This is a genomic window from Citrobacter sp. Igbk 14, from assembly GCF_028069825.1.
Lineage (GTDB): Bacteria > Pseudomonadota > Gammaproteobacteria > Enterobacterales > Enterobacteriaceae > Citrobacter.
Genome location: NZ_JANEWM010000019.1, coordinates 23,141 through 48,490, shown reverse-complemented (window position 1 = coordinate 48,490; position 25,350 = coordinate 23,141). Strand labels below are relative to the sequence as shown.

Below are 25,350 nucleotides of genomic sequence, written 5' to 3'. Positions count from 1 at the left end.
ACTTATTTCTTCAAATGTGGGTGGAAGTTACACGGACGTGTACGGGCATCGAGCTGCGGCGCAATAATATTTTCCCAGGCGGTACGACACGCTTTGGTCGACCCCGGCATGGCGAAAATCAGCGTCTTATTTGCCACCCCGGCAACCGCACGAGACTGCAGCGTCGCCGTACCAATCTCCTCAAAGGAGAGCATGCGAAATACTTCGCCGAAGCCTTCGACTTCTCTGTCAAACAGCGGCAGCAGCGCTTCCGGTGCCTGATCGCCTTCGGTTAAACCGGTACCGCCGGTAATGAGCACGACTTGCACATCGTCACTGGCAATCCACGCAGAAACCAGGGCGCGAATCGCATAACGGTTCTCTTTGACAATCGCCTTATCAACAATCTGATGACCCGCTTCCAGCGCCGAATCGCGCAGATAATGGCCGGAAGTGTCGTCCTCTTCGCCACGACGGTTGGAAACGGTAAGAATAGCAATGCGTGTCGGGATAAATTCAGCGCTTACCTGACTCATGAGAAACTCCTTTTAGCGATCAGCCGCCAATGTAAGATAAGTTTTGCGTAATACCGGTATTGTTCTGATGCAGGAAATGGGTCTGCTTTTTCTCCAGCAACGCGGCAGAGATACGTTCTTCAAGCGCAGCCTGCTGGGCGTCGTCGGTCAGCAAATCACGCAAATTCACCCCGCCTTCACCAAATAAACACAGATGAAGTTTACCGACGGATGACACACGCAGGCGATTGCAGGTGGCGCAAAAGTCTTTCTCATAAGGCATGATCAGACCAATTTCACCGGCATAATCAGGATGACAGAAAACCTGAGCCGGACCATCGCTGCGCTGGCGTAACTGGTGGATCCAGCCGCGCTTAAGCAGTTCATCGCGCAGTACCTGCCCGGAGATATGGTGTTTGCGGAAGAGAGAACTGCCCTCACCCGTTTCCATCAGTTCAATAAAACGTAGCTGAATTGGCCGCGGTTGAACCCAGGCCAGGAAGGTGTCCAGTTGATGATGGTTTACATCGCGCATCAGCACGGTGTTGACTTTCACTTTTTCAAAACCGGCATCGAAGGCGGCGTCAATCCCCGCCATCACCTGCTGAAACTTATCCTGCCCGGTAATGGCATGAAACTGACGGGCATCGAGGCTGTCGACGCTGACGTTAAGTGCCGTCAGCCCGGCATCGCGCCATGCAGCAGCATCGCGCGCCAGACGATAACCATTGGTGGTTACCGCAATCTGACGAATCGCGTCGTTTTCACGTACGGCAGCAATAATGTCGGTAAAATCGCGACGCAGTGACGGTTCGCCACCTGTCAGACGCACCTTTTCCGTTCCCAGACTGGCGAACGCACGTGTGACGCGGCGAATTTCATCAACGGTCAGAAAGCCGTTATTAGTCACACCACCTGGCTTATAGCCATCTGGCAGACAGTAGGTGCAACGAAAGTTACACACATCGGTAATCGACAAACGCAAGTAGTAAAACTTACGCGCGAATGCATCGGTAAGTTGAGAGCCCATGTACACCTTTCCAAATACGGGAGGCGAAGTCATTTCTTCCTGCGCCCTGGTGACAATCGTATTCACGTATCGTCACGGCCAAAGCACCGTATCATTTGACCCAGGTGCAGAGGCTAGAGTGTTTATACTCGTCATGCTTCGAGTACATTGTGGTTATGCCGATACTAGCGTGTAAATGACACTTTTGCCATGTACACTTTCGCTGTATAAATATGTATATAGCGACATGATCGTGCGATTTCGCTACAGAATAAGCAAAAACCATGGTTTTGCATTGATATACATCATCTTGCTATCAGGTCGATGTCGTCAGAAAGGGGTAGATCGCAGAAAATTATTTTCTGCCGATGGCGACTGGATAATTGCTGAAAACACGCTATTTACGTTACTGTAGCGCCGATCAATTGATATCAGGAATAACTATGCGCACTCGTACGCTGGCAGATCTGGATCGCGTTGTCGCTCTCGGCGGAGGGCATGGATTAGGACGCGTTCTGTCGTCACTTTCCTCTTTAGGTTCACGTCTGACGGGCATCGTCACGACCACCGATAACGGCGGTTCCACAGGGCGAATTCGCCGTTCAGAAGGCGGTATTGCCTGGGGAGACATGCGGAACTGCCTTAACCAATTAATTACCCAACCAAGCGTTGCATCGGCGATGTTTGAGTACCGTTTTGGCGGTAATGGCGAACTTTCCGGTCATAACCTCGGAAATCTGATGTTAAAGGCGCTCGATCACCTCAGCGTGCGGCCTCTGGAAGCCATCAATTTAATTCGCAGCCTGCTAAAAGTTGATGCACATTTAATTCCCATGTCAGAACTGCCGGTGGACCTGATGGCGCTCGACGATCAGGGACATGAAGTGTATGGCGAAGTAAATATCGACCAGCTCACTACCCTGCCGCAAGAATTAATGCTCTCACCTAAAGTTCCCGCCACGCGAGAGGCGATTGAAACCATCGCGGAAGCGGATCTGATCCTGATAGGACCGGGGAGTTTTTATACCAGCCTGATGCCGTTATTACTGCTTGACGAAATGGCGCAGGCATTGCGTCGCACACCAGCGCCAATGGTTTATATCGGCAATCTGGGACGCGAACTCAGCCTGCCTGCCGCCAGCCTGACCCTTGCCGATAAGCTGGCTATCATTGAACAATATGTTGGTAAGAAGGTGATTGATGCGGTGATTGTGGGGCCAAAAGTCGATGTTTCGGCCGTGACCGACCGCATTGTGATTCAGGATGAACTGGAAGCCAGCGATATCCCCTATCGTCATGACCGTCAGTTGCTGCATAGCGCGCTGGAGAAAGCGGTGCAGGCGTTAGGGTGAACGTCTTTGCCTGATGCGCTGCGCTTATCAGGCCTACAAAACGCGCTGCACTGCCATCCGGCACCAAACGCTGTCTGATGCGCTGCGCTTATCAGGCCTACAAAACGCGCTGCACTGCCATCGGGTACCAAACGCTGTCTGATGCGCTGCGCTTATCAGGCCTACAAAACGCGCTGCACTGCCATCGGGCACCAAACGCCGTCTGATGCGCTGCGCTTATCAGGCCTACAAAACGCGCTGCACTGCCATCGGGCACCAAACGCTGTCTGATGCGCTGCGCTTATTCGGCATACAAAAACGCGCTGCACTGCCATCCGGCACCAAACGCTGCCTGATGCGCTGCGCTTATCAGGCCTACAAAACGCGCTGCACCGCCATCCGCTATCTGATACGCCGCGCATAAGGCCTACAGGTGCGCGTGTAGGCCGGATTAAGGGGTTTATCCCGCATCCGGCACACACTTACGATGCCGCGATAAACAATTCACGCAACTGATGCAACTGGTCACGGATCTGCGCGGCCTCTTCGAACTCAAGGTTCTGCGCATGCTGCATCATCTGACCTTCTAACTCGTGAATCTTCTGCTGCAACGCTTTCGGCGTCATATCCAGCTCAACCACCTCGGATTTCGCCCCAGCACGCGACTTCCCTTTACCTTTCGCTTTGGTCTTCGCAATATTCTGCCCCAACGCCAAAATATCAACGACTTTCTTGTTCAGCCCTTGTGGCGTAATACCGTGCTCTTCGTTATACAGTTGCTGCTTCTCGCGACGACGTTCGGTTTCACCAATGGCCTTCGCCATCGATGCGGTAATTTTATCGCCGTAGAGAATCGCTTTACCGTTGATGTTACGCGCGGCTCGACCGATGGTCTGGATAAGCGATCGTTCCGAACGCAGGAACCCTTCTTTGTCTGCATCCAGAATCGCCACCAGAGAGACCTCTGGCATGTCCAGACCTTCTCGTAACAGGTTGATACCCACCAGCACGTCAAACTCGCCCAGGCGCAAATCACGGATGATTTCCATGCGTTCGACGGTATCAATGTCGGAGTGCAAATAGCGTACCCGCTCGCCGTGTTCTTCGAGATATTCGGTGAGATCCTCCGCCATCCGTTTCGTGAGTGTCGTCACCAGCACGCGTTCGTTAATCGCCGCGCGAATGCGGATCTCAGACAGCAGGTCATCAACCTGCGTCGCGACCGGACGAACTTCAATGACCGGGTCCAGCAGCCCGGTGGGTCGCACCACCTGATCGACCACATCATCACCGGATTTCTCCAGCTCATAATTGCCCGGCGTCGCTGAAACATAAATGGTTTGCGGTGCCAGCGCCTCGAACTCTTCAAACTTCAGCGGACGGTTATCCAGCGCCGACGGCAGACGGAATCCATATTCAACCAGCGTCTCTTTTCGTGCCCGGTCGCCGCGGTACATCCCACCAATTTGCGGAATCGTAACGTGGGATTCATCCACCACCAACAGGCCATCGGCGGGCAGGTAATCAAACAGCGTCGGCGGCGGCTCGCCCGGACCGCGTCCGGACAGATAGCGTGAATAGTTTTCAATACCCGAGCAGTAACCCAGCTCGTTCATCATTTCCAGATCGAACTGCGTACGCTGGCTTAAACGCTGTTCTTCCACCAGCTTGTTATTCGCCAGCAGGATTTTGCGGCGCTCCGCCAGCTCGACTTTAATTTCTTCCATTGCCTGCACAATACGTTCGCGCGGCGTCACGTAGTGGGTTTTCGGGTAAATGGTGAAGCGCGAAATAGTGGATTCAACCTGCCCGGTTAGCGGGTCGAACAGCGATAAGCGCTCAACTTCTTCATCAAACAACTCGACGCGCAGTGCGATATCGTCAGATTCGGCCGGAAAGATGTCGATCACCTCACCACGCACACGGAACGTCCCGCGCTGGAATGCCTGATCGTTACGCGTGTATTGCAGCTCAGCAAGCCGGCGCAGGATCGCGCGCTGGTCGATAATCATCCCCACCGTCAGGTGCAACATCATCTTCAGATACAGATCCGGATCGCCCAGACCGTAGATCGCGGAAACCGAGGCCACCACCACCACATCCCGCCGTTCAAGCAGGGCTTTGGTCGCCGATAAACGCATCTGCTCAATGTGTTCGTTAACCGAGGCATCTTTCTCGATGAAGGTATCAGAGCTCGGTACGTAGGCTTCCGGCTGATAGTAGTCGTAGTAGGAGACGAAATATTCCACCGCGTTATCCGGGAAGAACTCTTTCATCTCGCCGTACAACTGGGCTGCGAGGGTCTTGTTAGGGGCCAGCACCATCGTCGGACGCTGTAAGTCCGCAATCACGTTGGCGATAGTGAATGTCTTCCCCGACCCCGTCACCCCGAGCAGCGTCTGATGCGCCAGACCATCCTCCAGCCCTTCTTCCAGGCGACGAATCGCCTCAGGCTGATCGCCAGAGGGTTTAAAAGCGGAATTCAGTTTGAACGGTTTACTCATGAGCAGCTACCTGAAGCAATGGGCGGGCAGGTGTGTAATTTTACTCGCAGCAGTATATTTTGCCAGTAAAATATACTGGATGAAAAAACAGTAACGCACCAGAATATTTCTGTTACGCCATCAGAAAGCCCGCCATAGCAGGCTAAAATTTTGGCACTGGCGAGATAAAACACCAGCAAAAATGTGTTATCCCCAAACCAATGACTTTTTTAACATTTGTCAAGACGGCAGATGAAAGTTTTATGGCAACGCATGACGCTTCTGCGACAGCCATTGCTTTTATCTAACATTCTGTATTTCAATGACTATTCTCTCAAGCCGTCTTTCGCATCAATTTAGTCGCAGGCCGCGTCTTCTCTCGCTTACATTGTGTTTTCTAACTCTAATACACAAGGTTATCCACAGGAATAGTGGATAACTGCCTCCAGCCCGTGCTGACTGCCGCCTGGCAAAAACACCGACTTGCCCTTTTCGGGTGGGATAAAAAAAAATTATCGGCATTTTTTTATATTTATCAGCCAACGAAGCCCTGGAGACGGTCGAGATCTTGCTCGCATTTTCACCATTTACCTGCCTGCACCATCCCGACGCGACCAGGCACTGGCAGTGTGCGCAAAATTAACCCGGATCGTTAAAATCCAGACATCGCTGCCGGTGGATCACGCTATCCCGCTGTTTTTCGCGTATTTCCCTTTTCTGGCAAGAGATTTGCAATTTTCTTCTGCTTCCCGGCCTGTCGGGCGAATAACTTCATGATGGAGAAAATCGATGTTGAGTCTTCGCGCAGTGAATCACTATTACGGCAACCAGCACACGCTATGGAATGTGGATCTCGACCTGCAGCCCGGCAAGTGTACCGGCGTGCTGGGACTTCCGGGGATGGGGAAAACGACGCTGGCCAATTGCATCATCGGCAATTTGCCTATCGAAAGCGGTACGATGGTCTGGCATCAGGCAGGCGCGCCACCGTGCGATCTGAGTCCGATCCCGGCGGCAAACCGCATTGCGCTGGGTATTAACTCCGTTTCACAAGAGAGACGAATTTTTTCGCAACTGACAGTCGAGGAAAATCTGCATATTGCGCGCCAGGCGGTTGAAGAAAGCGAAACGATGAACAGCAGCGATATATACCGCCTCTTCCCACAGTTGTACAGTCTGCGTCAGACCAAAGGGGGCGTCTTATCAGAGGATGATCAGCACCAGCTCGCACTCGCCAGCGCACTGGTTACACGCCCACGCCTGCTGATCCTCGATGAGCCTACGCGAGGCACGGGCCAGGCGTATATCCACAAGCTGGGGAACCTGATTGTGAGGCTAAGCCAGGAGTTGGGCATCGCGATTATGCTCGCAGAGCAAAGCCTGCCGTTTATTCGTCGGGTCGCTGATTGCTATTGCCTGTTACATCGCGGACGCAATGTGGCCCAGGGACAACTGACGCAGTTCAACGACCCGTTTCTTAACGCCTGGATGGTGCCAGAGGCAAAACGCTAAGGTCAAGATAGTGCCCTGTCGTTGCGCGTTCTGGCTCGTCTTCCAGCCAGGGGATTTCCCCCAGCAGCGGGGCCGGAATCGCGCGTTTCAGCGTTGCCATATATTCAGCATGGCGTTTCCCTGGCGGAGTCACATCATTGGCGACCCACCCCGCCAGCGTCAACCCAGCCTGTTGTACCGCTTGCGCAGTCAGAATGGCATGGTTGATGCAGCCAAGCTTGACGCCAACCACCAGAATAACCGGCATTTGTTCCGTCTGTACCCAGTCAGAAAAACTCAGCGTGGGTGAAAGCGGCGTATACCAGCCGCCAGCGCCTTCCACCAGCACCCAGTCGGCCTGCATTTGCAGCGCCTGTAAACCCGCAGACATCACTGAAGCCAGAATCGGTCGCCCTTCATCAGCGCTGATGATATGCGGTGACGTGGGTTCGGCAAAGGTATAGGGATTGATTGCCGTATAGTTCACTGCCACAGCGCTGTTGCGCTGCAGGGCAAGGGCATCAGAGTTTCGCAGACCATCTGCCGTCATTTCACTCCCAGAGGCGACGGGCTTATAGCCGACCGTTCGATAACCCAATTGTCCCGCTGCCTGCAGTAGCGCACAGCTGGCAATGGTTTTACCGACCTCAGTGTCCGTCCCGGTGACAAAATACGTTCTGGTCACGTTGAATTACTCCTAAAAAAAGTTGATACGTCAGCGGGTATTTTCCCTGCACGGAGGGCCAGGCTAACTGTAACTGCTGCAGTTGTGAACGGGTCAGTACGCGCTGTTCGCGTCCATCATGGAGATGCGTCGCACCGATCCCTTTGAGCGAGCGCATGGCGCTCAGCGCGTCGTCAAACCACAGTGTCACCGTATGAAGCTGATACTCGACGTCCCAGCCATGCAGCGCCTTTTCAAGTTGCTCCACGGGCAAGAAACGGTTGGTGTGCTCCCGGTCATCTACCGCTTGCCACGCCCGACGTAATTCCGGCATCGAACCATGTGCCAACGTACTAAACGCCACCGTGCCTCCGGGACGCACAACCCGGCAAAGCTCGTTTAGCGCCCCGCGTAAATTATCGCACCACTGAACCGCCAGATTGCTCCAGGCCAGGTCAAAGGTGGCGGTGTTTTGTGGGATGGCTTCAATATCCGCCAGCAGATAATGGTGGGCGGCATTTTGCCGCTGTGCCTCTGCCAGCATTTGTTCAGAAAGATCCAGTGCGCTGACTTCGCTTCCCTGCTCACGCCAGTAGCGACTCATGCGCCCAGGGCCGCACCCCGCATCCAGTACCCGTGCATAATCCCGTTCACCAAGCAGCGTCAGCAAGGCATCGGCGCTTTGGCACTGTAGCCCGGCATGTTGTTCATAGTGGGAAGCGGCGCGTCCAAATGCGGCAGCAATGGCCTGTTTATTGACCTGCGCCATGCAGCACCTCCAGTAAACGGTCAATATCCTGGCATTCATGAGCCTGCGTCAGCGTCAGCCGTAATCTGGCTGTGCCGACCGGTACAGTAGGAGGCCGGATGGCGGTCACCCAACAACCCTGAGCGCGTAAAGCCTCCGCCAGTTGCAGCACTTTATGGTTATCGCCCACGATCAATGGCTGGATGGCACTGTCTGAATTTGCCAGCGTGAAATCCGGCGTATCCAGGCCAGCACGAAAACGTTTGATCAACATCGCCAGTTTTTCCCGGCGTTCATCCCCCTCACGACTGCGGATCACTGCCAGCGCGGCACGCAATGCCTGCGCCTGCGCTGGTGGCATGCTGGTGCTGTAAATCAGATGACGGGCAAACTGCAGCAGATAATCAGCCACGCTGTCAGAACACAGTATTGCCGCACCGCTGACGCCAAATCCCTTACCAAATGTCACCACCAGCAGTTCAGGTTTGACCTGCTGTCGGGAGCACGAGCCGCGCCCTTCCTCACCGCACACGCCGATACCGTGCGCATCATCCACCAGCAACCAGGCCGCCTGGCGTTGCGCTGCAGCATGGATATCCGCCAGCGGTGCACTATCGCCATCCATGCTGAACACGCCTTCGGTAACCACTAACTGCTGCCCCGGACAGGGGGCTGACAGCAGACGAGCCAGATGTTGCGGGTCGTTATGGGTAAAACGGCGTAACACGGCGGGACTCAGGCTGGCCGCTTCCAGCAACGACGCATGGCTGAGGCGGTCGGCGACAATCCGGTCATTTTTTCCCATCAACGCGGCGATCACCGCCTGGTTGGCAGCAAAGCCGGAGATGAACAGCAATGCTCGTGAATAACCCAGCCATTGCGCCAGTTCGTCTTCGAGCGCCTGATGCGCGATGGAATAGCCGCTAACATGGCCTGACCCTCCGCTACCGACGCCAAAACGTTCAGCCCCCTGCTGCCAGGCACAGACTATCTGCGGATGGTGACTCAACCCCAGATAATCGTTACTGGAAAAATTCAGATACTGACGCCCCTCGGCCAACAACCAGCGCCCTGCCCCCTGCGTCACCGCATAACGGCGACGCAGGGCATCAGCACAACGACGCGCCGTTAGCGCATTGTCAATTTTTTGCTGCCAGGTCATACGGTTGCCGCGTTGTAGTAGTCGTCTGTATCCGGGGTGCGCAACGCCTGCTCCAGACGTTGCTGCTGTTCGTTATCCCCCGCCAGCACCGCCGTTTGTTGCGGATTCAGACCGAGTTTGCGGAATAAAAGCAGATCTTTGTCTTCGTTCGGGTTGGGTGTAGTCAGCAGCTTGCAGCCGTAGAAAATCGAGTTGGCCCCGGCCATAAAACACATTGCCTGGGTCTGTTCGTTCATCTGCTCGCGCCCAGCGGAAAGACGCACGTATGACGTTGGCATCATGATGCGGGCCACAGCGATAGTGCGAATAAAATCAAACGCATCGACATCGTCGTTATCTGCCAGCGGCGTGCCTTTTACTTTCACCAGCATGTTGATCGGCACGCTTTCAGGCGGTGTTGGTAAATTCGCTAACTGCAGCAATAAACCAGCGCGATCGGTCACCGTTTCACCTAACCCCACGATACCGCCAGAGCAGACTTTAATCCCCGCCTCGCGCACTTTGTCCAGCGTATCAAGTCGCTCCTGGTAGGAACGGGTGGTGATGATATTGCCGTAGAACTCCGGCGAGGTGTCGAGGTTGTGGTTGTAGTAGTCGAGTCCCGCACTGGCCAGACGCTGAGCCTGCGTTTCATTGAGCGTGCCCAGCGTCATGCAGGCTTCCAGCCCCAGTTCTTTTACGCCCTGGACCATCTGTTCCAGGTAAGGCATATCGCGCTCATGCGGATTCTTCCACGCCGCCCCCATGCAAAATCGCGTTGAACCGGCCTGTTTCGCCTTACGCGCGGAATCCAGAACCTGCTCAACTTCCATCAGGCGCTCGGTTTCCAGACCGGTTTTATAGCGTGAACTTTGCGGGCAGTATTTGCAATCTTCCGGACAAGCACCGGTTTTAATCGACAGCAGCGTACTCACCTGTACCTGCCGCGGATCAAAATGCTGACGGTGCACCTGTTGCGCTTCAAACAGCAGATCCAGCAGCGGTTTTTCAAATAATTCGGTGACTTGCGACATTGTCCAGCGAGAAGTGTGAGCCATATTGATATACGTTTCGTTGTAAGTTTGGTGTAGACTCGTAAACCTAAATCTTTTTAATTTGGTTTACAAGTCGATTATGACAACGGACGATCTTGCTTTTGACCAACGCCATATCTGGCATCCATACACCTCGATGACCTCTCCTTTGCCGGTTTACCCGGTGGCTCGCGCCGAAGGTTGCGAACTGATTTTAGCCAGCGGTGAGAGACTGATTGACGGCATGTCATCCTGGTGGGCGGCGATCCATGGCTACAATCACCCGCAGTTGAACGCCGCGATGAAAACGCAGATTGATGCCATGTCGCATGTGATGTTTGGCGGTATTACCCATGCCCCAGCCATTACATTGTGTCGCCAGTTGGTGGACATGACACCCAAGGCGCTGGAGTGCGTTTTTCTCGCGGATTCAGGTTCGGTTGCCGTCGAAGTGGCAATGAAAATGGCGCTGCAATACTGGCAGGCAAAAGGCGAAGCGCGTCAGCGTTTCCTGACGTTTCGTAACGGCTATCACGGTGACACCTTCGGCGCCATGTCGGTCTGCGATCCCGACAACTCAATGCACAGCCTGTGGAAGGGTTATCTGCCAGAAAACCTGTTTGCGCCCGCCCCGCAAAGCCGCATGGGCGGCGAGTGGGACGAACTGGATATGGTACCGTTCGCCCGCCTGATGGCCGCGCATCGCCACGAGATAGCAGCGGTGATCCTTGAGCCAATCGTACAGGGCGCTGGCGGTATGCGCATGTATCATCCCGAATGGCTGAAGCGTATTCGCAAGATGTGTGACCGTGAAGGTATCCTGTTGATTGCCGATGAAATTGCCACCGGATTTGGTCGTACAGGTAAACTGTTTGCCTGTGAACATGCTGGTATTACGCCGGATATTTTGTGCCTCGGCAAAGCGTTAACCGGCGGCACGATGACCCTTTCCGCGACCCTGACCACCCGCCTGGTCGCAGAAACCATCAGCAACGGTGATGCTGGCTGCTTTATGCACGGCCCGACCTTTATGGGTAATCCGCTGGCCTGCGCCGTCGCCTCGGCCAGCCTGTCGCTGCTCAACACCGGCGAGTGGCGCTCACAGGTCGCGGCCATTGAAACGCAGTTGCGTGAAGAACTCCCCCCCGCAGCGGATTCCGACTATGTCGCCGACGTGCGCGTGCTTGGCGCTATTGGCGTCATTGAAACTACGCGTCCGGTGAATATGGCCGCATTACAGAAGTTCTTTGTCGAACAGGGCGTGTGGGTACGACCGTTTGGCAAGCTGATCTATCTGATGCCGCCGTACATTATTCAGCCCGAGCAGTTGCGCCGCCTGACGCAGGCCGTCAATGAGGCTGTGCGCCAGGCAACATTTTTTAGCGATTAATCAGCGGTAAGCTCTACAGTTTCTGGCTACACTTTTTGGCTAACGAGAGGAGTCAGCATGAAATTAATCAGCAACGATCTGCGCGATGGGGAAAAGCTACCGCATCGCCATGTCTTTAACGGCATGGGGTACGACGGGGATAATCTTTCGCCACATCTGGCATGGGATGATGTGCCCGCCGGAGCTAAAAGCTTTGTCGTGACCTGCTATGATCCTGATGCGCCTACCGGCTCCGGCTGGTGGCATTGGGTGGTGGTCAATCTGCCGGCGGATACCCGCGCACTACCGCAAGGGTATGGCTCCGGACGGGTTGCCCTGCCGGATGGGGTCATTCAAACCCGAACAGATTTCGGCAAAGCGGGCTATGGCGGTGCGGCACCACCGAAAGGCGAAACCCATCGCTATATATTTACGGTTCACGCGCTGGATGTGGAACGGATTGATGTCGATGAGAACGCCAGCGGCGCGATGGTCGGATTTAACGTCCATTTTCATTCGCTCGCCAGCGCATCGATTACGGCGATGTTTAGCTAAACGCAGCGCCGGATGTCGGCTTCGCCTCATCCGGCCTACGGGTTTCCTGGTTTCCCAGGCCGGATAAGCGTCAACGCATCCGGCAGGGTATTACAAAAACTCAGGTAACAATTTTAACAACGCACCCTGCGCTAACAGTTCGGTCGCACATTCAATATCCGGGGCGAAAAAACGGTCCTGCGTATAGTGCACAACCTGCTCACGCAGCGTCTGGCGCGCCTGCTCCAGTAGCGGACTTGAGGTTAATCCTTCACGTAGATCAATCCCCTGACAAGCCGCCAGCCACTCCACAGCAATCACGCCACGCGTATTCGCCGCCATCTCCCACAGTCTACGACCTGCTGCAGGTGCCATTGAGACATGATCTTCCTGATTTGCTGACGTGGGTAAACTATCCACGCTGTGTGGGTGCGCGAGGGCTTTATTCTCGCTCGCCAGCGCAGCTGCAGTCACCTGAGCAATCATAAAGCCGGAGTTAACCCCGCCATTTTTCACCAGGAAAGGCGGCAGTTGCGACATATGTTTATCCATCATCAACGCAATACGTCGCTCGGATAACGCCCCGATTTCGGCAATCGCCAGCGCCAGATTATCCGCTGCCATTGCCACCGGTTCAGCATGGAAGTTACCACCAGAAATAACATCACCTTCTTCGGCAAACACCAGCGGGTTGTCCGAAACGGCGTTGGCCTCCACCAGCAACACCTCCATGACCTGGCGCATTTGTGTCAGACAGGCTCCCATGACCTGAGGCTGGCAGCGCAGAGAATAGGGGTCCTGCACTTTTTCACAGTTGTGATGCGACTGTGAAAGTGCGCTGGAATCGGTCAGCACATGGCGATACAGCGTCGCGGCATCAATTTGTCCACGCTGTCCTCGTGCCGCATGAATACGGGCATCAAACGGACGACGCGAGCCTAATACCGCTTCGGTGGTCAGTGCCCCGCACACCGTCGCGGAAGCAAACAGCTCCTGCGCCTCAATCAACCCACGTAATGCAAAGGCGGTGGAAGCCTGGGTGCCATTCAGCAGCGCCAACCCTTCCTTCGCTTCCAGAGTAATCGGCTCCAGCCCGGCCTTCTTCAGCGCGTCTGCCGCCGGGAGCCATTCTCCCTGCCAGCGCGCCTTGCCTTCTCCCAACAGTGTCAGGGACATATGCGCCAGCGGGGCCAGGTCGCCCGATGCCCCCACCGATCCTTTCGCCGGAATGAGCGGGTACACCCCGGCGTTGACCAGCGCAATCAGCGCTTCAATGACGTTCAGGCGAATACCGGAAAAACCACGCGCCAGGCTGTTAATTTTCAGCACCATAATCAGGCGCACCATCGCATCATCTAACGCTTCGCCTACACCTGCTGCATGAGACAATACCAGCGAGCGCTGTAAATTTTGCAGATCGTCAGTCGCGATACGTGTCTGAGCCAGCAGCCCAAACCCGGTATTAATGCCATACGCCGTGCGGCCTTCCGCGACAATGCTATTGACGCAGGCGACGCTGGCATTAATTGCGTCAATCGCACTGGCATCGAGGCTCAGTTGAACCGGCTGTTGCCAGATATCGCGCAACTGCGCAAAGCTAAGGTGGCCAGGCGTTAAGGTAATTGTGTTCATATCAGCGTTTCCCCTGCGTGGCGGCAATCATCGGCAAATTCAGCCCTTCTTCGACGGCACATTCCACTGCAATGTCATACCCGGCATCGGCATGGCGCATGACACCTGTCGCCGGATCGTTATGTAATACCCGGGCAATACGTGCAGCAGCTTCATCAGAGCCATCACAAACAATCACCATGCCGGCATGTTGGGAGAACCCCATTCCAACGCCACCACCGTGGTGCAGTGATACCCAGGTCGCACCACTGGCGGTATTAAGCAGCGCATTCAGCAACGGCCAGTCGGATACCGCGTCAGAACCGTCGCGCATCGCTTCGGTTTCGCGGTTCGGGCTGGCAACAGAGCCTGAATCCAGATGGTCACGGCCGATGACGATAGGTGCAGACACTTCACCGCTGCGTACCATCTCATTAAATGCCAGACCCAGCTTTTGTCGCCATTCCAGACCAACCCAACAGATACGTGCCGGTAAGCCCTGGAAGTTGATCCGCTCACGTGCCATGTCCAGCCAGTGATGCAGATGCTTATCATCAGCCACGATCTCTTTCACTTTGGCATCGGTTTTATAAATATCCTGCGGATCGCCGGAAAGCGCTACCCAGCGGAACGGACCAATGCCGCGGCAGAACAACGGACGAATATAAGCAGGCACAAACCCTGGGAAATCAAAGGCGTTTTCCACCCCCATCTCTTTGGCCATCTGGCGAATGTTATTGCCGTAATCAAACGTCGGTACACCCATTTTGCTAAACGCCAGCATCGCTTCGACATGCGTTGCCATTGAACGTTTCGCCGCCTGTACCGTGCCCTGCGGATCGGATACCGCTTTCGCCTGATACTCTTCCCAACTCCAGCCGGACGGCAGATAACCGTGCAGCGGATCGTGGGCGCTGGTCTGGTCAGTGACCATATCCGGACGTACGCCGCGCTTAACCAGTTCCGGTACAATGTCAGCAGCGTTCGCGCACAATGCAATGGACACCGCTTTACCTTCGCGGGTGTATTTGTCGATACGCGCCAGCGCATCGTCCAGCGATGTCGCCTGCTCGTCCACGTAACGGGTACGCAGGCGGAAATCAATGCGGCTTTGCTGGCATTCAATATTCAGCGAGCATGCGCCCGCAAGCGTAGCAGCGAGCGGTTGCGCCCCGCCCATGCCGCCCAGCCCGGCAGTCAGAACCCAGCGTCCGCTCAGGCTGCCCTGATAATGCTGACGTCCAGCTTCAACGAAGGTTTCGTACGTCCCCTGCACGATGCCCTGACTGCCGATGTAGATCCAGCTCCCGGCAGTCATCTGGCCATACATCGCCAGCCCTTTGGCGTCCAATTCGTTAAAGTGTTCCCAGGTCGCCCAGTGCGGCACCAGGTTGGAGTTGGCAATCAGCACACGCGGTGCGTTGTCGTGGGTTTTGAACACGCCGACCGGTTTCCCGGACTGAACCAGCAGAGTTTCATCAGATTCCAGTTCGGTCAGTGCCTTGACGATGGCGTCATAGCACTCCCAGTCACGCGCGGCGCGGCCAATCCCGCCGTACACCACCAACTCATGCGGATTTTCCGCCACGTCAGGGTCCAGATTGTTCATTAACATGCGCAGCGGCGCTTCGGTCAGCCAGCTTTTGGCCGTTAAGGTAGTGCCGCGTGGGGCACGCACATCCTGCTGACGATACTTGCTGTGAGACATGACAAAAACTCCTCAGGCTGAATGTAGGCCGGATCAGGCGTGTATGCCGCCATCCGGCACAGCGCCTGATGGCGACGCTAACGCGTCTTATCAGGCCTACGATTAACGATCACATTAGCTAAAAGTATATACTTGTCTATACAATCAGGCGCAAGATCGCAATTAACAACTGAGCTACATTTTTGCCATACTGCGGCAGCAATCACGATTTTCAGGACATAAATCGCCCTTGCAGACGATAGCGGGAACCAGGGAAAAGTAAGCGGGCATGAGAGACAATAGAAGACGCCGACCAGGTCTTCCGGCGGATCAACAGGCAGGGATCGTGCTCCTTGATATGCAACAGCGCACACTCTTCCGCGCTGGCGCGTACCGCTTCGACAATATGTTCCCCTTCCGTCAAAGGGGCGATGAGTGACAGGTAAGCATGCGGTGTGGTCTGGCTGTAATCCTGCAACAGATACTCCGGCACAATCTCCGCATTCACGCAGCGATCTTCAATCTGCACCGGCAGCTCGTTCTCATAGTGCACCATGATGGAGTGAAAAATGGGGGTGCCTTCTTTGACGTTTAACGCCGTGGCTTGCTGCGCATTTGCCCGGGTTCTTTCCAGCGTCAGGACCTCACATCGATGCTGATGCTGGCGCGCATTAATTTCATCCGCGATGCTGCGGATTTCGAACAGCGCGGATTGACCTTTCGGTTCGGCGACAAATGTTCCCACCCCTTGCAAACGCACCAGCAATCCTTCATCCGTTAGCTCACGTAGTGCCCGGTTGATCGTCATACGGCTAAAACCATACTGCGCCACCAGTTCCGCCTCCGATGGGATACGATCGTGAGGTTGCCAGATACCGCTGGAAATCTTCTCACTGATCTCCATTTTGACCTTTTCGTAAAAAGGAGCCGGAGCAGTTTGGGGGCGGGTTCGGTGCATTCGTGAGCCTTCCTTAAGCTGAGAATTTTAATAAGTGCAGTTTACAGGTATAACCCGGACCTGATAAGCGCAATTCCCTCAGGCCTGTCAGTGCCACCAGTGTGCAATTTGCCAGCCTAAACGCGCCGCAACGCGTGCCGCCCTGCCATCGTCATCAAAACGCGGGTTAAACTCAACCATATCCACCGCCTGGAGTTTACCGCTGCGACAAAGGGGTTCAATGAGCCCCAACAACGTCGCCAGCGGGACACCCAACGCGGCAGGCGCGGATACGGCCGGCATTTCCCATACCGGTAATACGTCAAGATCGATAGTCAGATAGATGACGTCCATGTTTGCAACAAATTGCGCCAGCTGAGTCTGAGCCGTATGACAGTGCAGATCTTCCACCACGATGACCCCCAGCCGTTGCGCCTCATCCCACAAAGCCTGGGTATTCGCAGCCCGACTGACGCCCACGCAGGCGTAATGAAATTCACGCTGCTGTTGCTCACAGAGATGTGCCAGTTGACGAAACGGCGTACCGGATGTGGGTTGTTCGGCGTAGCGTAGATCCATGTGCGCATCGAGGTTAACAATCCCCACTTTTGCCTGCGGGAATGCATCCAACACCCCTGCACCATGAGCAAATGCCGTTTCGTGTCCCCCGCCCAACACGAAGGTACGCATATCCGCCTGCAGGCAACGCTGCACCGCTGTGCGCAGCGCCTGCTGAGCACCTTCAAGGTCGGGCGCCTGGGCCACAATGTTTCCCAAATCCACCAGCCGTTGATGGCCCGCGTGACTGGCTAAATTGGCCAGCGCTTTACGCAGCACATCGGGCGCACCAGCCGCCCCCATACGCCCCTGATTGCGCTTTACACCTTCATCACAGGCAAATCCGAGCAACGCAATCTGCTCACGGTACATTTCCGGTGTAAATGCCGGGCTAAGCGAAATGGTCTGAAACAGACGCAGCGCAGTCGGCGACTCAGCGCGGTCATCACGCCCCTGCCAGAGAGCAGGAGAAGCGGGTTGCCAGTTGGTCATGATGGTTGCCCTCTGAAAACGCGTTGATAGAGTGGGTTGCGACCGGGTTCATAGAGAATTTCGACCGGTAATTGTGCGTCCCACACAACAAAGTCGGCCACAAACCCGGCTTTCAGTTGTCCATGAGTGGCGTGACGACCCAGCGCGCGGGCAGCATGACGCGTTACCCCTGCCCATGCCTCTTCCGGCGTTAAGCCAAACTGTACACAGGCCATATTCATTGCCCAGTGCAGGCTAATAAACGGGCTGGTGCCTGGGTTGTAGTCGGTCGCCACCGCCATCGGAACCTGATACTGACGTAATAACTCAACTGGCGGACGCTGCTTCTCTTTGAGGAAATAAAAAGCGCCGGGCAATAGCACCCCAACCGTACCGTTTTGGCTCATCGCCGCTACGCCCGCTTCGTCCAGATATTCAATGTGATCGGCTGATAATCCGTGGTAGCGGCTAACCAGTTGCGCCCCGCCCAGTAATGACAGTTGTTCGACATGACCTTTAACCGGGATGCCCAACGCCTGCGCGGCCTGAAATACGCGTTCGCTCTGCGCCAGCGTAAAGCCCACGGTTTCACAGAACAGATCAACGGTTTCAAACAATCCCTGTTCCCACAACTGCGGCAAAATCGTTTCGCAAACCAGCGTAATGTAGCTATCGGGATCATCGCGATACTGCGCCGGTGTGGCATGTGCAGCTAACAGCGTTGGGCTTATTTCGACGGTGTTTTCTGCTGCCAGCGCAGCCACGACGCGTAAAATTTTCTCTTCTGTCGTCAAATCCAGGCCGTAGCCCGATTTGATTTCCAGCAACGTAACGCCTTCTTTGATCAACCGTTCCATTCGCCCCTGCGCCAGCTGTAAGAGCTGCTCATCGGAGGCGCTGCGCGTCGCCGTAACGGTGGCATTGATCCCTCCCCCCTGAGCACTGATCTGTTGGTATGAAACACCGTTTAGCCGCTGTTCCCATTCACCGGCACGATTACCACCAAACACCAGGTGCGTATGGCAATCAATCAGACCCGGCGTAATCAATCGTCCTTGCATATCAAGGGTATTATCGTGTGTAAGGTATAACGACGACTCAGGCACAATGTCCCGAATCTTACCCTGACGGACGATTAGCGCATGGCCATCCACCAGCCCATACGGAGTATCACGTTCAGGATCCATGGTCGCCAGGCGGACATTACGCCAGATAGCATCATCAGGGAAAAATTGCTGCATTCGACTCACCACTTGTCATAGGTTGTATAGACATTTATTTTGCATCCTGTGGATGTTGTCAACCTGAAGGACCAAAATTGTTATCTAATTGTGATATAAGGACTCTCTACACCCGACATTGCTGCTATAAAAAACAACTTTTTACCTTTTCACCTTCCCGTTTCGCTCAACTTAGTATAAAAAAGCAGGCTTCAATGGATAACTTTCAAAGCCCGGAGCAACCTGTGAACATTTCATCAGTTTCCCGTCTGGCGCTGGCAATGGCTTTTGGCGTGACGCTGACAGCCTGTAGCTCTACACCGCCCGATCAACGTCCTTCCGATCAGACCGCGCCTGGAACGTCTATGCGCCCGATTCTGTCGGCAAATGAAGCGAAAAATTTTGTCGCTGCACATTATTTTTCAGCTCTGACGCCAAACACTGCGCCATGGAGTCCTTCCTCTATTTCCCTGCCCGCCCAGCCTGACTTTGTCGTTGGCCCCGCAGGAACTCAAGGCGTTACCCATACCAGTATTCAGGCGGCAGTTGATGCGGCAATCATCAAACGCACCAATAAACGTCAGTACATCGCCATCATGCCTGGCGAGTATCAGGGCACGGTCTATATTCCGGCCGCGACAGGAAGCCTGACGCTCTACGGTATGGGCGAAAAACCGCTTGATGTGAAAATTGGCCAGGCGATTGATGGCGAAATGAGTACCGCAGACTGGCGTCGTACGGTGAACCCTGGCGGAAAATATATGCCGGGTAAACCTGCGTGGTATATGTATGATAATTGCCAGAATAAGCGTGGCACAAACATCGGCGTGATGTGTTCTGCGGTTGTCTGGTCGCAAAACAATGGTCTGCAGTTGCAGAACCTGACCATCGAAAATAACCTCGGTGACAGCGTTGATGCGGGTAACCACCCGGCCGTCGCACTGCGTACCGATGGCGATAAAGTGCAGATCGACAAGGTCAATATTCTGGGACGTCAGAACACCTTCTTCGTAACCAATAGCGGCGTGCAAAACCGTCTGGAAAACGATCGTCAGCCGCGTACGCTGGTGACGAACAGCTACATTGAAGGCGATGTGGATATGGTTTCTGGTCGCGGTGCTGTAGTGTTCGATAACACCGATTTCCGCGTAGTAAACTCCCGCACCCAGCAGGAAGCCTACGTATTTGCGCCAGCAACCCTGTCGAATATTTACTACGGTTTCCTCGCCACCAATAGCCGCTTTACCGCAGCAGGCGATGGCGTCGCGCAGTTGGGCCGCTCGCTGGATGTCGATTCCAACACTAACGGTCAGGTGGTTATTCGCGACAGCGTGATCAACGAAGGCTTTAACATGGCAAAACCCTGGGCTGACAGCGTTATCTCAAAACGACCGTTTGCCGGGAACACCGGTGCGGAAGATGACAAAGGTGAAATTCAGCGCAACCTGAACGACACCAACTTCAACCGCATGTGGGAGTACAACAACCGCGGTATTGGCAGCAAAGTGGTTGCAGTACCTAAGCAGTAAACGTCATTAGGCCCGGTAAGCGGATGCGCCGACCGGGCAGTGTGCCGGACAGTGGTTTACATGCCCTGTCCGGCCTACAAAACGAATAACGAATTAGTACGCGTTAACCACCACCCACATTGGGCCCTGGCCTACCGCATAGCGTCCTTTCTCTGCCAGCAATCCCTGTTCACCCGCAATTTCATACACCGCAATATGGTGGGACTTCTGCCCTGCGGCAATCAGGTATTTCCCGCTGTGGTCGATATTAAAACCGCGCGGCTGTGTTTCAGTAGGCTGGAAGCCTTCTTTCGTCAGCACACTTCCATCTTCTGATACGTTGAATACCGTAATCAGGCTGGCGGTACGGTCACAGGCATACAGATGACGACCATCTGGCGTAATATGGATATCTGCCGCCCAGCGGGTATCAGAGAAATCAGCAGGCATCATATCCAGCGTCTGTACACACTCAATTTTGCCGTACGGATCTTTCAGTTCCCAAACATCGACTGAACTGTTCAACTCATTCACGCAGTAGGTATATTGCTGATTCGGATGGAACACCATATGACGCGGACCTGCACCTTCAACGGTAGTCACTTCCGCGGGTTCCTGTGCAACCAAATGGCCATCATCACTGACGGTGAACAGGCAGATACGATCCTGTTTCAACGCAGGAACCCACAACGTACGGTTATCTGGTGAGATATTGGCCGAGTGACAGCCATCCAGACCTTCAACCACGTCAACCAATTCCACCGGCAGGCCATCCTCCAGACGCGTGACGCTCACACTACCCGCGTTATAAGAGCCGACAAATACGAAACGCCCTTGATGATCGGTCGAAATATGCGTCGGGCTCCCTGGCAGTGCAGATTCCGCAGCGAATGTCAGTGCACCGTCATCAGGTGCGATACGGTATGCCAGCACCCGAAACTCCGGACGCACACCGACATAGAGGTAGCGTTTATCCGGGCTGACAACCATCGGCTGTACCTGACCCGGTACATCAACCACCTGCGTCAGCGTCAGTGAACCATCGTGATTCAGGCCCCAGACGTGAATTTGCTGACTCTCAGGGCTGGCGGTATAAACGGTTTGCTTCATGAAAACTCCTTTGCTTTTGGCAGGTGGCTGCAATGGCCTGACACACGCCTAAGGTAGACGCTTTTATCGGTGAATGCTTAATTAAGGCTCAGAATTTTGTCCGGCCCCCGACTCGGTGTACCATTCTGACAGACAAAATTCTCAACCTTCATCTGGAAAAACCTATGACCGCACGCGTGATTGCCCTGGATTTAGACGGTACGTTGCTGACCCCGAAAAAAACCTTGCTGCCATCCTCTCTCGAGGCGCTCTCTCGCGCCAGAGAAGCAGGCTACCAACTTATCATTGTCACGGGTCGCCATCACGTTGCTATTCATCCTTTTTATCAGGCACTGGCGCTGGATACACCTGCAATTTGCTGCAACGGCACCTATTTGTATGATTATCAGGCGAAAAAGGTACTGGAATCCGATCCCCTTCCGGTTAACCAGGCGTTGCAGTTGATCGATATGCTGAATGAACATCAAATCCACGGGCTGATGTATGTTGACGAGGCCATGCTGTATGAACGCCCGACCGGGCATGTCGAGCGTACCGCAAACTGGGCGCAAACTCTGCCGCCGGAACAGCGTCCTACCTTCACTCAGGTACCGTCTCTGGCACAGGCCGCGCATGACGTGAATGCCGTGTGGAAATTTGCCCTGACTGACGAAGATATTCCAAAGCTGCAGCAATTTGGTAAACATGTTGAACAGCAGTTAGGGCTGGAGTGTGAGTGGTCCTGGCACGATCAGGTTGACGTGGCCCGTAAAGGCAACAGCAAAGGACGACGCCTTGCCCAGTGGATTGAAGCGCAAGGTGGATCAATGGAAAACGTGATCGCCTTTGGCGATAACTTTAATGATATCAGTATGCTGGAAGCCGCGGGCACCGGCGTGGCGATGGGAAATGCCGATGACGCGGTCAAAGCCCGCGCCAATATTGTCATTGGCGACAATACCACCGACAGCATCGCCAAATTTATCTATTCTCAGTTGCTGTAATCAGGCGGTAATCGATACGCTCTTAATTTGGGCGTACAACCACAGGCCAGGCTTGATGCCAAGTTCATCCCTGGCCCATGGGCTGATTCTCGCCCACAGCGTTTTCCCGCCCACTTCAAGCTGTACTTCTACCTGTCCGTTGTCGTCATAGCATGACGCCACCTTTGCCCGTAGTACGTTACGAATACTGGTCTGCTGCGGCGGTTGTAATACCAGCGAAACATCAGATGCCTGAATCCTGATACGCAATGCGGTTTGCAGCGGTTTATCCAGCTTATTGACCCACAGATGCTGATCGCCCAGCGCCAGCGCTGTCATCGCATAATGCGGGTGATGTTCCAGTACGTTAACTTTCAGTATGCTGCTCTGCTGCTCTTTCGGTAGCCAGGGATGCATCACACTGCTTCCCCAGACATCTTCCAGCGAACCAAACGCTTTCACCTGCCCGTTTTCCAGCACCATCACTTTGTCCGCCAGGTGCAAAATTTCATCGAGCGAGTGGCTGACATACAACATGGGAATATTAATTTCGCGCGCCAGCCGCTGCAGATAAGGCAACAACTCACGTTTACGTGGAATGTCCAGCGAGGCTAACGGCTCATCGAGCAGCAACAATTCGGGTGCGGTCAGTAACGCGCGACCAATAGCAACACGCTGCTTTTCGCCACCAGACAGGCCGCTAGGTAGACGGTCGAGCAAAGGCTCTATGCCCAGCAATGCCACCAGCTTATCAAACTGTCCGGCCATGCTTTTCGCCATACCATAACGCAGATTACCGCGCACTTTGTAATGCGGGAACAGACGCGCATCCTGAAAAACATAGCCCACCCGGCGTTTTTCAGGCGTCAGGCAGATACCGTTTTCAACGTCATTCAGTACCCGACCGTTGAGCACAATGCGCCCGGACTGTGGTTGGGTCAGGCCACTGATAGCATTAATCAGCGATGTTTTGCCCGCACCAGAGACACCAAAAATAGCGGTGATACCGCTGGCTGGCAGCGTTTCGTTGAGCGTCAGACAGTGGGTTCCCAGCGTCTGGGAGAAATTAAGTTCCAGCATAATTATCGCCCCGTCCGCTCACGGCTAATTCGCGCCAGCCACTCAGAAATGAGCAGCGAAATCAGCGCCAGCACAATAGAAATAATGCATAACCTTGCCGCCGCACTTTCGCCGCCCGGCGTCTGGATGAGGGTGTACATTGCCGAAGGAATGGTGCGCGTTTCGCCAGGGATATTTGAAACAAAAGTAATGGTTGCGCCGAATTCACCGAGTGAACGCGCGAACGCCAGCACCGTACCGACAATTATGCCAGGCAGCATCAACGGTAAGGTAATGGTCATGAATACGCGCCAGCGCCCGGCTCCCAGCGTTCGGGCCGCTTGCTCCAGCTTGACGTCTACGCCTTCAAGCGCCAGACGTATTGCCCGCACCATAAGAGGAAAAGACATTACCGCTGCGGCCAGAACCGCACCACGCCAGCTAAACGCAAACGTGATACCGAACCAGTCATATAACCACTCGCCAATAAATCCGCGCCGCCCCATAGCCACCAGCAGCAGGTACCCCACCACGACCGGAGGCAGCACCAGCGGCAAGTGCAATACGCTGTCGAGCAACGCTTTGCCCGGGAACTTACAGCGTACCAGTAACCAGGCAAAGAAGATCCCAAACGGCAGGCTAAACAACACGGCCAGGGAAGAAACTTTCAGGCTCAGTAAGACAGCCTGCCATTCTGGATCAGTCAGTATCATTACTTGGTCGTAAATCCATAACGTTTGAAGATTTCAGAAGCCTGCGGTCCCTTCAGGTAATCATAGAACGCGCTGACCGTTGCGTTGGCGTGCCCATCAACAACCGCGATAGGGTATTCCACTTTTTTATGTGAGTCTTCCGGGAAGGTCGCCACAACTTTTACGCCTTTGCTGGCTACGGCATCAGAACCGTAGACAATGCCCAGAGGGGCTTCGTTGCGTTCAACCAGCGCCAATGCGCCACGAACATCTTCAGCCGGTGCCAATTTCGGTGCCAGGGTATCCCATGCACCCAATTTTTGCAGCGCTTCTTTCGCGTAAATACCTGCCGGAACATGTTCCGGGTCGCCTACGGCCAGACGCCCGCCGTTCAACAGGCTGGTCCAGTTGGTTTTGCTGTCGATGGTGAAGTCTTTCTGTGCACTGGCTTTCGGCGCGACAACGACCAGACTGTTACCGAGCAGCGTTTTGCGCGTTGCGGTATCGATAGACTTTTTATCTACCGCGTAATCCATCCATTTCTGATCGGCTGAAATAAACAGATCGGCGGGTGCGCCTGCTTCAATCTGGCGTGCCAGCGTAGAAGAAGAGGCAAAAGAGGAGACAACATCAACATTCTTCTCTTTTTTATATTCTGCGGCAATGTCCTGCATCGCGTTCGTTAACGACGCCGCTGCAAACACTGTGATTTTACCTTCATCCGCCAGTGCATGTCCGGCAACAGAAAGAGAAAGTGTTGCCCCTGCAAACAAGCGTAACCATGTACGTGCCATCTGTAACTCCTTTGAGTTTCGTTATGTAGGCGCAAATATAACGATTAAATCAGGATTTTCCCAGTGGTTATTACTACCAATTAGAGGTTACACAAAGAAAATATCGGCAGGGAAAGCAGGATCTTGAGGAACTAACGCAGTTTGATAATGAGCAATAAAAAACGCCCGGCTAAGCGGGCGTTCGGGGAATCAATGGTTCTGTCTGGATTGGTCTTTCTGACCGATACCGGAAAAAATGTTGAACACTTCACCCAGTCCGTAAATCAGTCCCAGAATGATGGCCATTACCACAGGTACCATGATTACGGCGAATACCAGACTTTTCAATAACTCTAACATGGTCAACTCCAGATATAGTCCTTAGTTGTATTCTAACCACATAACACAGAAAAGCACTCCCCTTTTGTGCGGTCGGCTTTGCTCGGGCGCGGTTTTCCGTCACA

At 54.3% G+C, this 25,350-nt stretch carries 24 protein-coding genes and 1 riboswitch; of the genes, 7 read left to right on the top strand and 17 right to left on the bottom strand.

What is annotated here, in order from left to right:
* Positions 1 to 2: 2 nt before the first annotated feature.
* Together moaB and moaA are read right to left on the bottom strand one after the other, a co-directional pair.
* Complete coding sequence (gene moaB / locus NNN64_RS09800; RefSeq protein ID WP_271441253.1) at positions 3 to 515, bottom strand: molybdenum cofactor biosynthesis protein B; 513 nt, start codon at positions 513 to 515, stop codon at positions 3 to 5.
* 19 nt (positions 516 to 534) lie between these two features.
* Entirely contained in the window at positions 535 to 1,524 is a 990-nt protein-coding gene (moaA, locus tag NNN64_RS09795; protein WP_115602345.1) for a GTP 3',8-cyclase MoaA, read from the bottom strand.
* A riboswitch (molybdenum cofactor riboswitch) is annotated at positions 1,512 to 1,657 on the bottom strand. (Overlaps the previous gene by 13 nt.)
* 289 nt (positions 1,658 to 1,946) lie before the next feature.
* On the opposite strand from moaA, the gene yvcK reads away from it, so the two are divergent.
* The gene (gene yvcK / locus NNN64_RS09790) at positions 1,947 to 2,855 is read left to right on the top strand and encodes a uridine diphosphate-N-acetylglucosamine-binding protein YvcK (protein WP_101741867.1); all 909 of its coding nucleotides are present in this window, start codon (positions 1,947 to 1,949) and stop codon (positions 2,853 to 2,855) included.
* Positions 2,856 to 3,060: 205 nt separating this feature from the next.
* Positions 3,061 to 3,258: a hypothetical protein gene (locus NNN64_RS09785; protein WP_271441252.1), complete on the top strand. Its 198-nt coding sequence runs from the start codon at positions 3,061 to 3,063 to the stop codon at positions 3,256 to 3,258.
* Between the two features lie 58 nt (positions 3,259 to 3,316).
* On the opposite strand, the gene uvrB is transcribed toward NNN64_RS09785, so the two are convergent.
* Positions 3,317 to 5,338 (bottom strand): excinuclease ABC subunit UvrB, encoded by a 2,022-nt coding sequence (uvrB, locus tag NNN64_RS09780; RefSeq protein WP_271441251.1) that lies wholly within the window; start codon positions 5,336 to 5,338, stop codon positions 3,317 to 3,319.
* Positions 5,339 to 6,106: 768 nt separating this feature from the next.
* Between uvrB and NNN64_RS09775 the strand changes: the two genes are divergently transcribed.
* Positions 6,107 to 6,829 carry an ABC transporter ATP-binding protein gene (locus tag NNN64_RS09775; protein WP_271441250.1) on the top strand — a complete coding sequence of 241 codons (723 nt, stop codon included), beginning with the start codon at positions 6,107 to 6,109 and terminating at the stop codon, positions 6,827 to 6,829.
* On the opposite strand, the gene bioD is transcribed toward NNN64_RS09775, so the two are convergent.
* Genes bioD through bioB form a run of 4 tightly spaced genes read right to left on the bottom strand, consistent with a single transcriptional unit; the run spans position 6,795 to position 10,419 of the window.
* Positions 6,795 to 7,493: a dethiobiotin synthase gene (gene bioD / locus NNN64_RS09770; protein ID WP_271441249.1), complete on the bottom strand. Its 699-nt coding sequence runs from the start codon at positions 7,491 to 7,493 to the stop codon at positions 6,795 to 6,797. The genes NNN64_RS09775 and bioD overlap by 35 nt on opposite strands.
* Entirely contained in the window at positions 7,456 to 8,241 is a 786-nt protein-coding gene (gene bioC / locus NNN64_RS09765; RefSeq protein ID WP_271441248.1) for a malonyl-ACP O-methyltransferase BioC, read from the bottom strand. The genes bioD and bioC overlap by 38 nt, the downstream gene beginning before the upstream one ends.
* Positions 8,225 to 9,382: an 8-amino-7-oxononanoate synthase gene (gene bioF / locus NNN64_RS09760; protein WP_271441247.1), complete on the bottom strand. Its 1,158-nt coding sequence runs from the start codon at positions 9,380 to 9,382 to the stop codon at positions 8,225 to 8,227. The genes bioC and bioF overlap by 17 nt, the downstream gene beginning before the upstream one ends.
* Complete coding sequence (gene bioB / locus NNN64_RS09755; RefSeq protein WP_271441246.1) at positions 9,379 to 10,419, bottom strand: biotin synthase BioB; 1,041 nt, start codon at positions 10,417 to 10,419, stop codon at positions 9,379 to 9,381. Before bioB ends, bioF begins: the two co-directional genes overlap by 4 nt.
* A gap of 76 nt (positions 10,420 to 10,495) precedes the next feature.
* Between bioB and bioA the strand changes: the two genes are divergently transcribed.
* Positions 10,496 to 11,785, top strand: a complete 1,290-nt coding sequence (bioA, locus tag NNN64_RS09750; RefSeq protein ID WP_271441245.1) for an adenosylmethionine--8-amino-7-oxononanoate transaminase — start codon at positions 10,496 to 10,498, stop codon at positions 11,783 to 11,785.
* A gap of 57 nt (positions 11,786 to 11,842) precedes the next feature.
* Positions 11,843 to 12,319 carry a kinase inhibitor gene (locus tag NNN64_RS09745; protein ID WP_271441244.1) on the top strand — a complete coding sequence of 159 codons (477 nt, stop codon included), beginning with the start codon at positions 11,843 to 11,845 and terminating at the stop codon, positions 12,317 to 12,319.
* 90 nt (positions 12,320 to 12,409) lie between these two features.
* Here NNN64_RS09745 and hutH read toward each other — a convergent pair whose 3' ends face one another.
* The 5 genes from hutH to hutI all read right to left on the bottom strand — a co-directional run bounded on the left by hutH (position 12,410) and on the right by hutI (position 18,803).
* Complete coding sequence (hutH, locus tag NNN64_RS09740) at positions 12,410 to 13,930, bottom strand: histidine ammonia-lyase (RefSeq protein ID WP_271441243.1); 1,521 nt, start codon at positions 13,928 to 13,930, stop codon at positions 12,410 to 12,412.
* Between the two features lies 1 nt (position 13,931).
* Complete coding sequence (gene hutU, locus NNN64_RS09735) at positions 13,932 to 15,617, bottom strand: urocanate hydratase (protein ID WP_271441242.1); 1,686 nt, start codon at positions 15,615 to 15,617, stop codon at positions 13,932 to 13,934.
* A gap of 211 nt (positions 15,618 to 15,828) precedes the next feature.
* Positions 15,829 to 16,554 (bottom strand): histidine utilization repressor, encoded by a 726-nt coding sequence (locus tag NNN64_RS09730; protein WP_271441241.1) that lies wholly within the window; start codon positions 16,552 to 16,554, stop codon positions 15,829 to 15,831.
* Between the two features lie 87 nt (positions 16,555 to 16,641).
* A complete protein-coding gene (gene hutG / locus NNN64_RS09725) occupies positions 16,642 to 17,583 on the bottom strand; it encodes a formimidoylglutamase (RefSeq protein ID WP_271441240.1) in 942 nt (313 codons plus the stop codon).
* The gene (gene hutI, locus NNN64_RS09720) at positions 17,580 to 18,803 is read right to left on the bottom strand and encodes an imidazolonepropionase (RefSeq protein ID WP_271441239.1); all 1,224 of its coding nucleotides are present in this window, start codon (positions 18,801 to 18,803) and stop codon (positions 17,580 to 17,582) included. Before hutI ends, hutG begins: the two co-directional genes overlap by 4 nt.
* A 224-nt stretch (positions 18,804 to 19,027) precedes the next feature.
* On the opposite strand from hutI, the gene NNN64_RS09715 reads away from it, so the two are divergent.
* Positions 19,028 to 20,311: a putative acyl-CoA thioester hydrolase gene (locus tag NNN64_RS09715; RefSeq protein WP_271441238.1), complete on the top strand. Its 1,284-nt coding sequence runs from the start codon at positions 19,028 to 19,030 to the stop codon at positions 20,309 to 20,311.
* 93 nt (positions 20,312 to 20,404) lie between these two features.
* Here NNN64_RS09715 and pgl read toward each other — a convergent pair whose 3' ends face one another.
* The gene (gene pgl / locus NNN64_RS09710; protein WP_271441237.1) at positions 20,405 to 21,400 is read right to left on the bottom strand and encodes a 6-phosphogluconolactonase; all 996 of its coding nucleotides are present in this window, start codon (positions 21,398 to 21,400) and stop codon (positions 20,405 to 20,407) included.
* A 164-nt stretch (positions 21,401 to 21,564) separates the two neighbouring features.
* Between pgl and NNN64_RS09705 the strand changes: the two genes are divergently transcribed.
* Positions 21,565 to 22,383 carry a pyridoxal phosphatase gene (locus NNN64_RS09705; protein WP_271441236.1) on the top strand — a complete coding sequence of 273 codons (819 nt, stop codon included), beginning with the start codon at positions 21,565 to 21,567 and terminating at the stop codon, positions 22,381 to 22,383.
* Here NNN64_RS09705 and modC read toward each other — a convergent pair whose 3' ends face one another.
* The 4 genes from modC to NNN64_RS09685 all read right to left on the bottom strand — a co-directional run bounded on the left by modC (position 22,384) and on the right by NNN64_RS09685 (position 25,246).
* Positions 22,384 to 23,442: a molybdenum ABC transporter ATP-binding protein ModC gene (gene modC, locus NNN64_RS09700; RefSeq protein WP_271441235.1), complete on the bottom strand. Its 1,059-nt coding sequence runs from the start codon at positions 23,440 to 23,442 to the stop codon at positions 22,384 to 22,386.
* 2 nt (positions 23,443 to 23,444) lie between these two features.
* The gene (gene modB / locus NNN64_RS09695; RefSeq protein WP_005125418.1) at positions 23,445 to 24,134 is read right to left on the bottom strand and encodes a molybdate ABC transporter permease subunit; all 690 of its coding nucleotides are present in this window, start codon (positions 24,132 to 24,134) and stop codon (positions 23,445 to 23,447) included.
* Positions 24,134 to 24,907, bottom strand: coding sequence for a molybdate ABC transporter substrate-binding protein (modA, locus tag NNN64_RS09690; RefSeq protein ID WP_137384362.1), 774 nt, complete (start codon positions 24,905 to 24,907; stop codon positions 24,134 to 24,136). The genes modB and modA overlap by 1 nt, the downstream gene beginning before the upstream one ends.
* Before the next feature lie 189 nt (positions 24,908 to 25,096).
* Positions 25,097 to 25,246 carry an AcrZ family multidrug efflux pump-associated protein gene (locus tag NNN64_RS09685; RefSeq protein ID WP_003023026.1) on the bottom strand — a complete coding sequence of 50 codons (150 nt, stop codon included), beginning with the start codon at positions 25,244 to 25,246 and terminating at the stop codon, positions 25,097 to 25,099.
* Positions 25,247 to 25,350 lie beyond the last annotated feature (104 nt).

Coding starts and splice junctions, on each gene's coding strand:
- moaB (WP_271441253.1), bottom strand. CDS start 515: ATGAGTCAGGTAAGCGCTGAATTTATCCCGACACGCATTGCTATTCTT.
- moaA (WP_115602345.1), bottom strand. CDS start 1,524: ATGGGCTCTCAACTTACCGATGCATTCGCGCGTAAGTTTTACTACTTG.
- yvcK (WP_101741867.1), top strand. CDS start 1,947: ATGCGCACTCGTACGCTGGCAGATCTGGATCGCGTTGTCGCTCTCGGC.
- NNN64_RS09785 (WP_271441252.1), top strand. CDS start 3,061: ATGCGCTGCGCTTATCAGGCCTACAAAACGCGCTGCACTGCCATCGGG.
- uvrB (WP_271441251.1), bottom strand. CDS start 5,338: ATGAGTAAACCGTTCAAACTGAATTCCGCTTTTAAACCCTCTGGCGAT.
- NNN64_RS09775 (WP_271441250.1), top strand. CDS start 6,107: ATGTTGAGTCTTCGCGCAGTGAATCACTATTACGGCAACCAGCACACG.
- bioC (WP_271441248.1), bottom strand. CDS start 8,241: ATGGCGCAGGTCAATAAACAGGCCATTGCTGCCGCATTTGGACGCGCC.
- bioF (WP_271441247.1), bottom strand. CDS start 9,382: ATGACCTGGCAGCAAAAAATTGACAATGCGCTAACGGCGCGTCGTTGT.
- bioB (WP_271441246.1), bottom strand. CDS start 10,419: ATGGCTCACACTTCTCGCTGGACAATGTCGCAAGTCACCGAATTATTT.
- bioA (WP_271441245.1), top strand. CDS start 10,496: ATGACAACGGACGATCTTGCTTTTGACCAACGCCATATCTGGCATCCA.
- NNN64_RS09745 (WP_271441244.1), top strand. CDS start 11,843: ATGAAATTAATCAGCAACGATCTGCGCGATGGGGAAAAGCTACCGCAT.
- hutH (WP_271441243.1), bottom strand. CDS start 13,930: ATGAACACAATTACCTTAACGCCTGGCCACCTTAGCTTTGCGCAGTTG.
- hutU (WP_271441242.1), bottom strand. CDS start 15,617: ATGTCTCACAGCAAGTATCGTCAGCAGGATGTGCGTGCCCCACGCGGC.
- NNN64_RS09730 (WP_271441241.1), bottom strand. CDS start 16,554: ATGCACCGAACCCGCCCCCAAACTGCTCCGGCTCCTTTTTACGAAAAG.
- hutG (WP_271441240.1), bottom strand. CDS start 17,583: ATGACCAACTGGCAACCCGCTTCTCCTGCTCTCTGGCAGGGGCGTGAT.
- hutI (WP_271441239.1), bottom strand. CDS start 18,803: ATGCAGCAATTTTTCCCTGATGATGCTATCTGGCGTAATGTCCGCCTG.
- pgl (WP_271441237.1), bottom strand. CDS start 21,400: ATGAAGCAAACCGTTTATACCGCCAGCCCTGAGAGTCAGCAAATTCAC.
- NNN64_RS09705 (WP_271441236.1), top strand. CDS start 21,565: ATGACCGCACGCGTGATTGCCCTGGATTTAGACGGTACGTTGCTGACC.
- modC (WP_271441235.1), bottom strand. CDS start 23,442: ATGCTGGAACTTAATTTCTCCCAGACGCTGGGAACCCACTGTCTGACG.
- modB (WP_005125418.1), bottom strand. CDS start 24,134: ATGATACTGACTGATCCAGAATGGCAGGCTGTCTTACTGAGCCTGAAA.
- modA (WP_137384362.1), bottom strand. CDS start 24,907: ATGGCACGTACATGGTTACGCTTGTTTGCAGGGGCAACACTTTCTCTT.
- NNN64_RS09685 (WP_003023026.1), bottom strand. CDS start 25,246: ATGTTAGAGTTATTGAAAAGTCTGGTATTCGCCGTAATCATGGTACCT.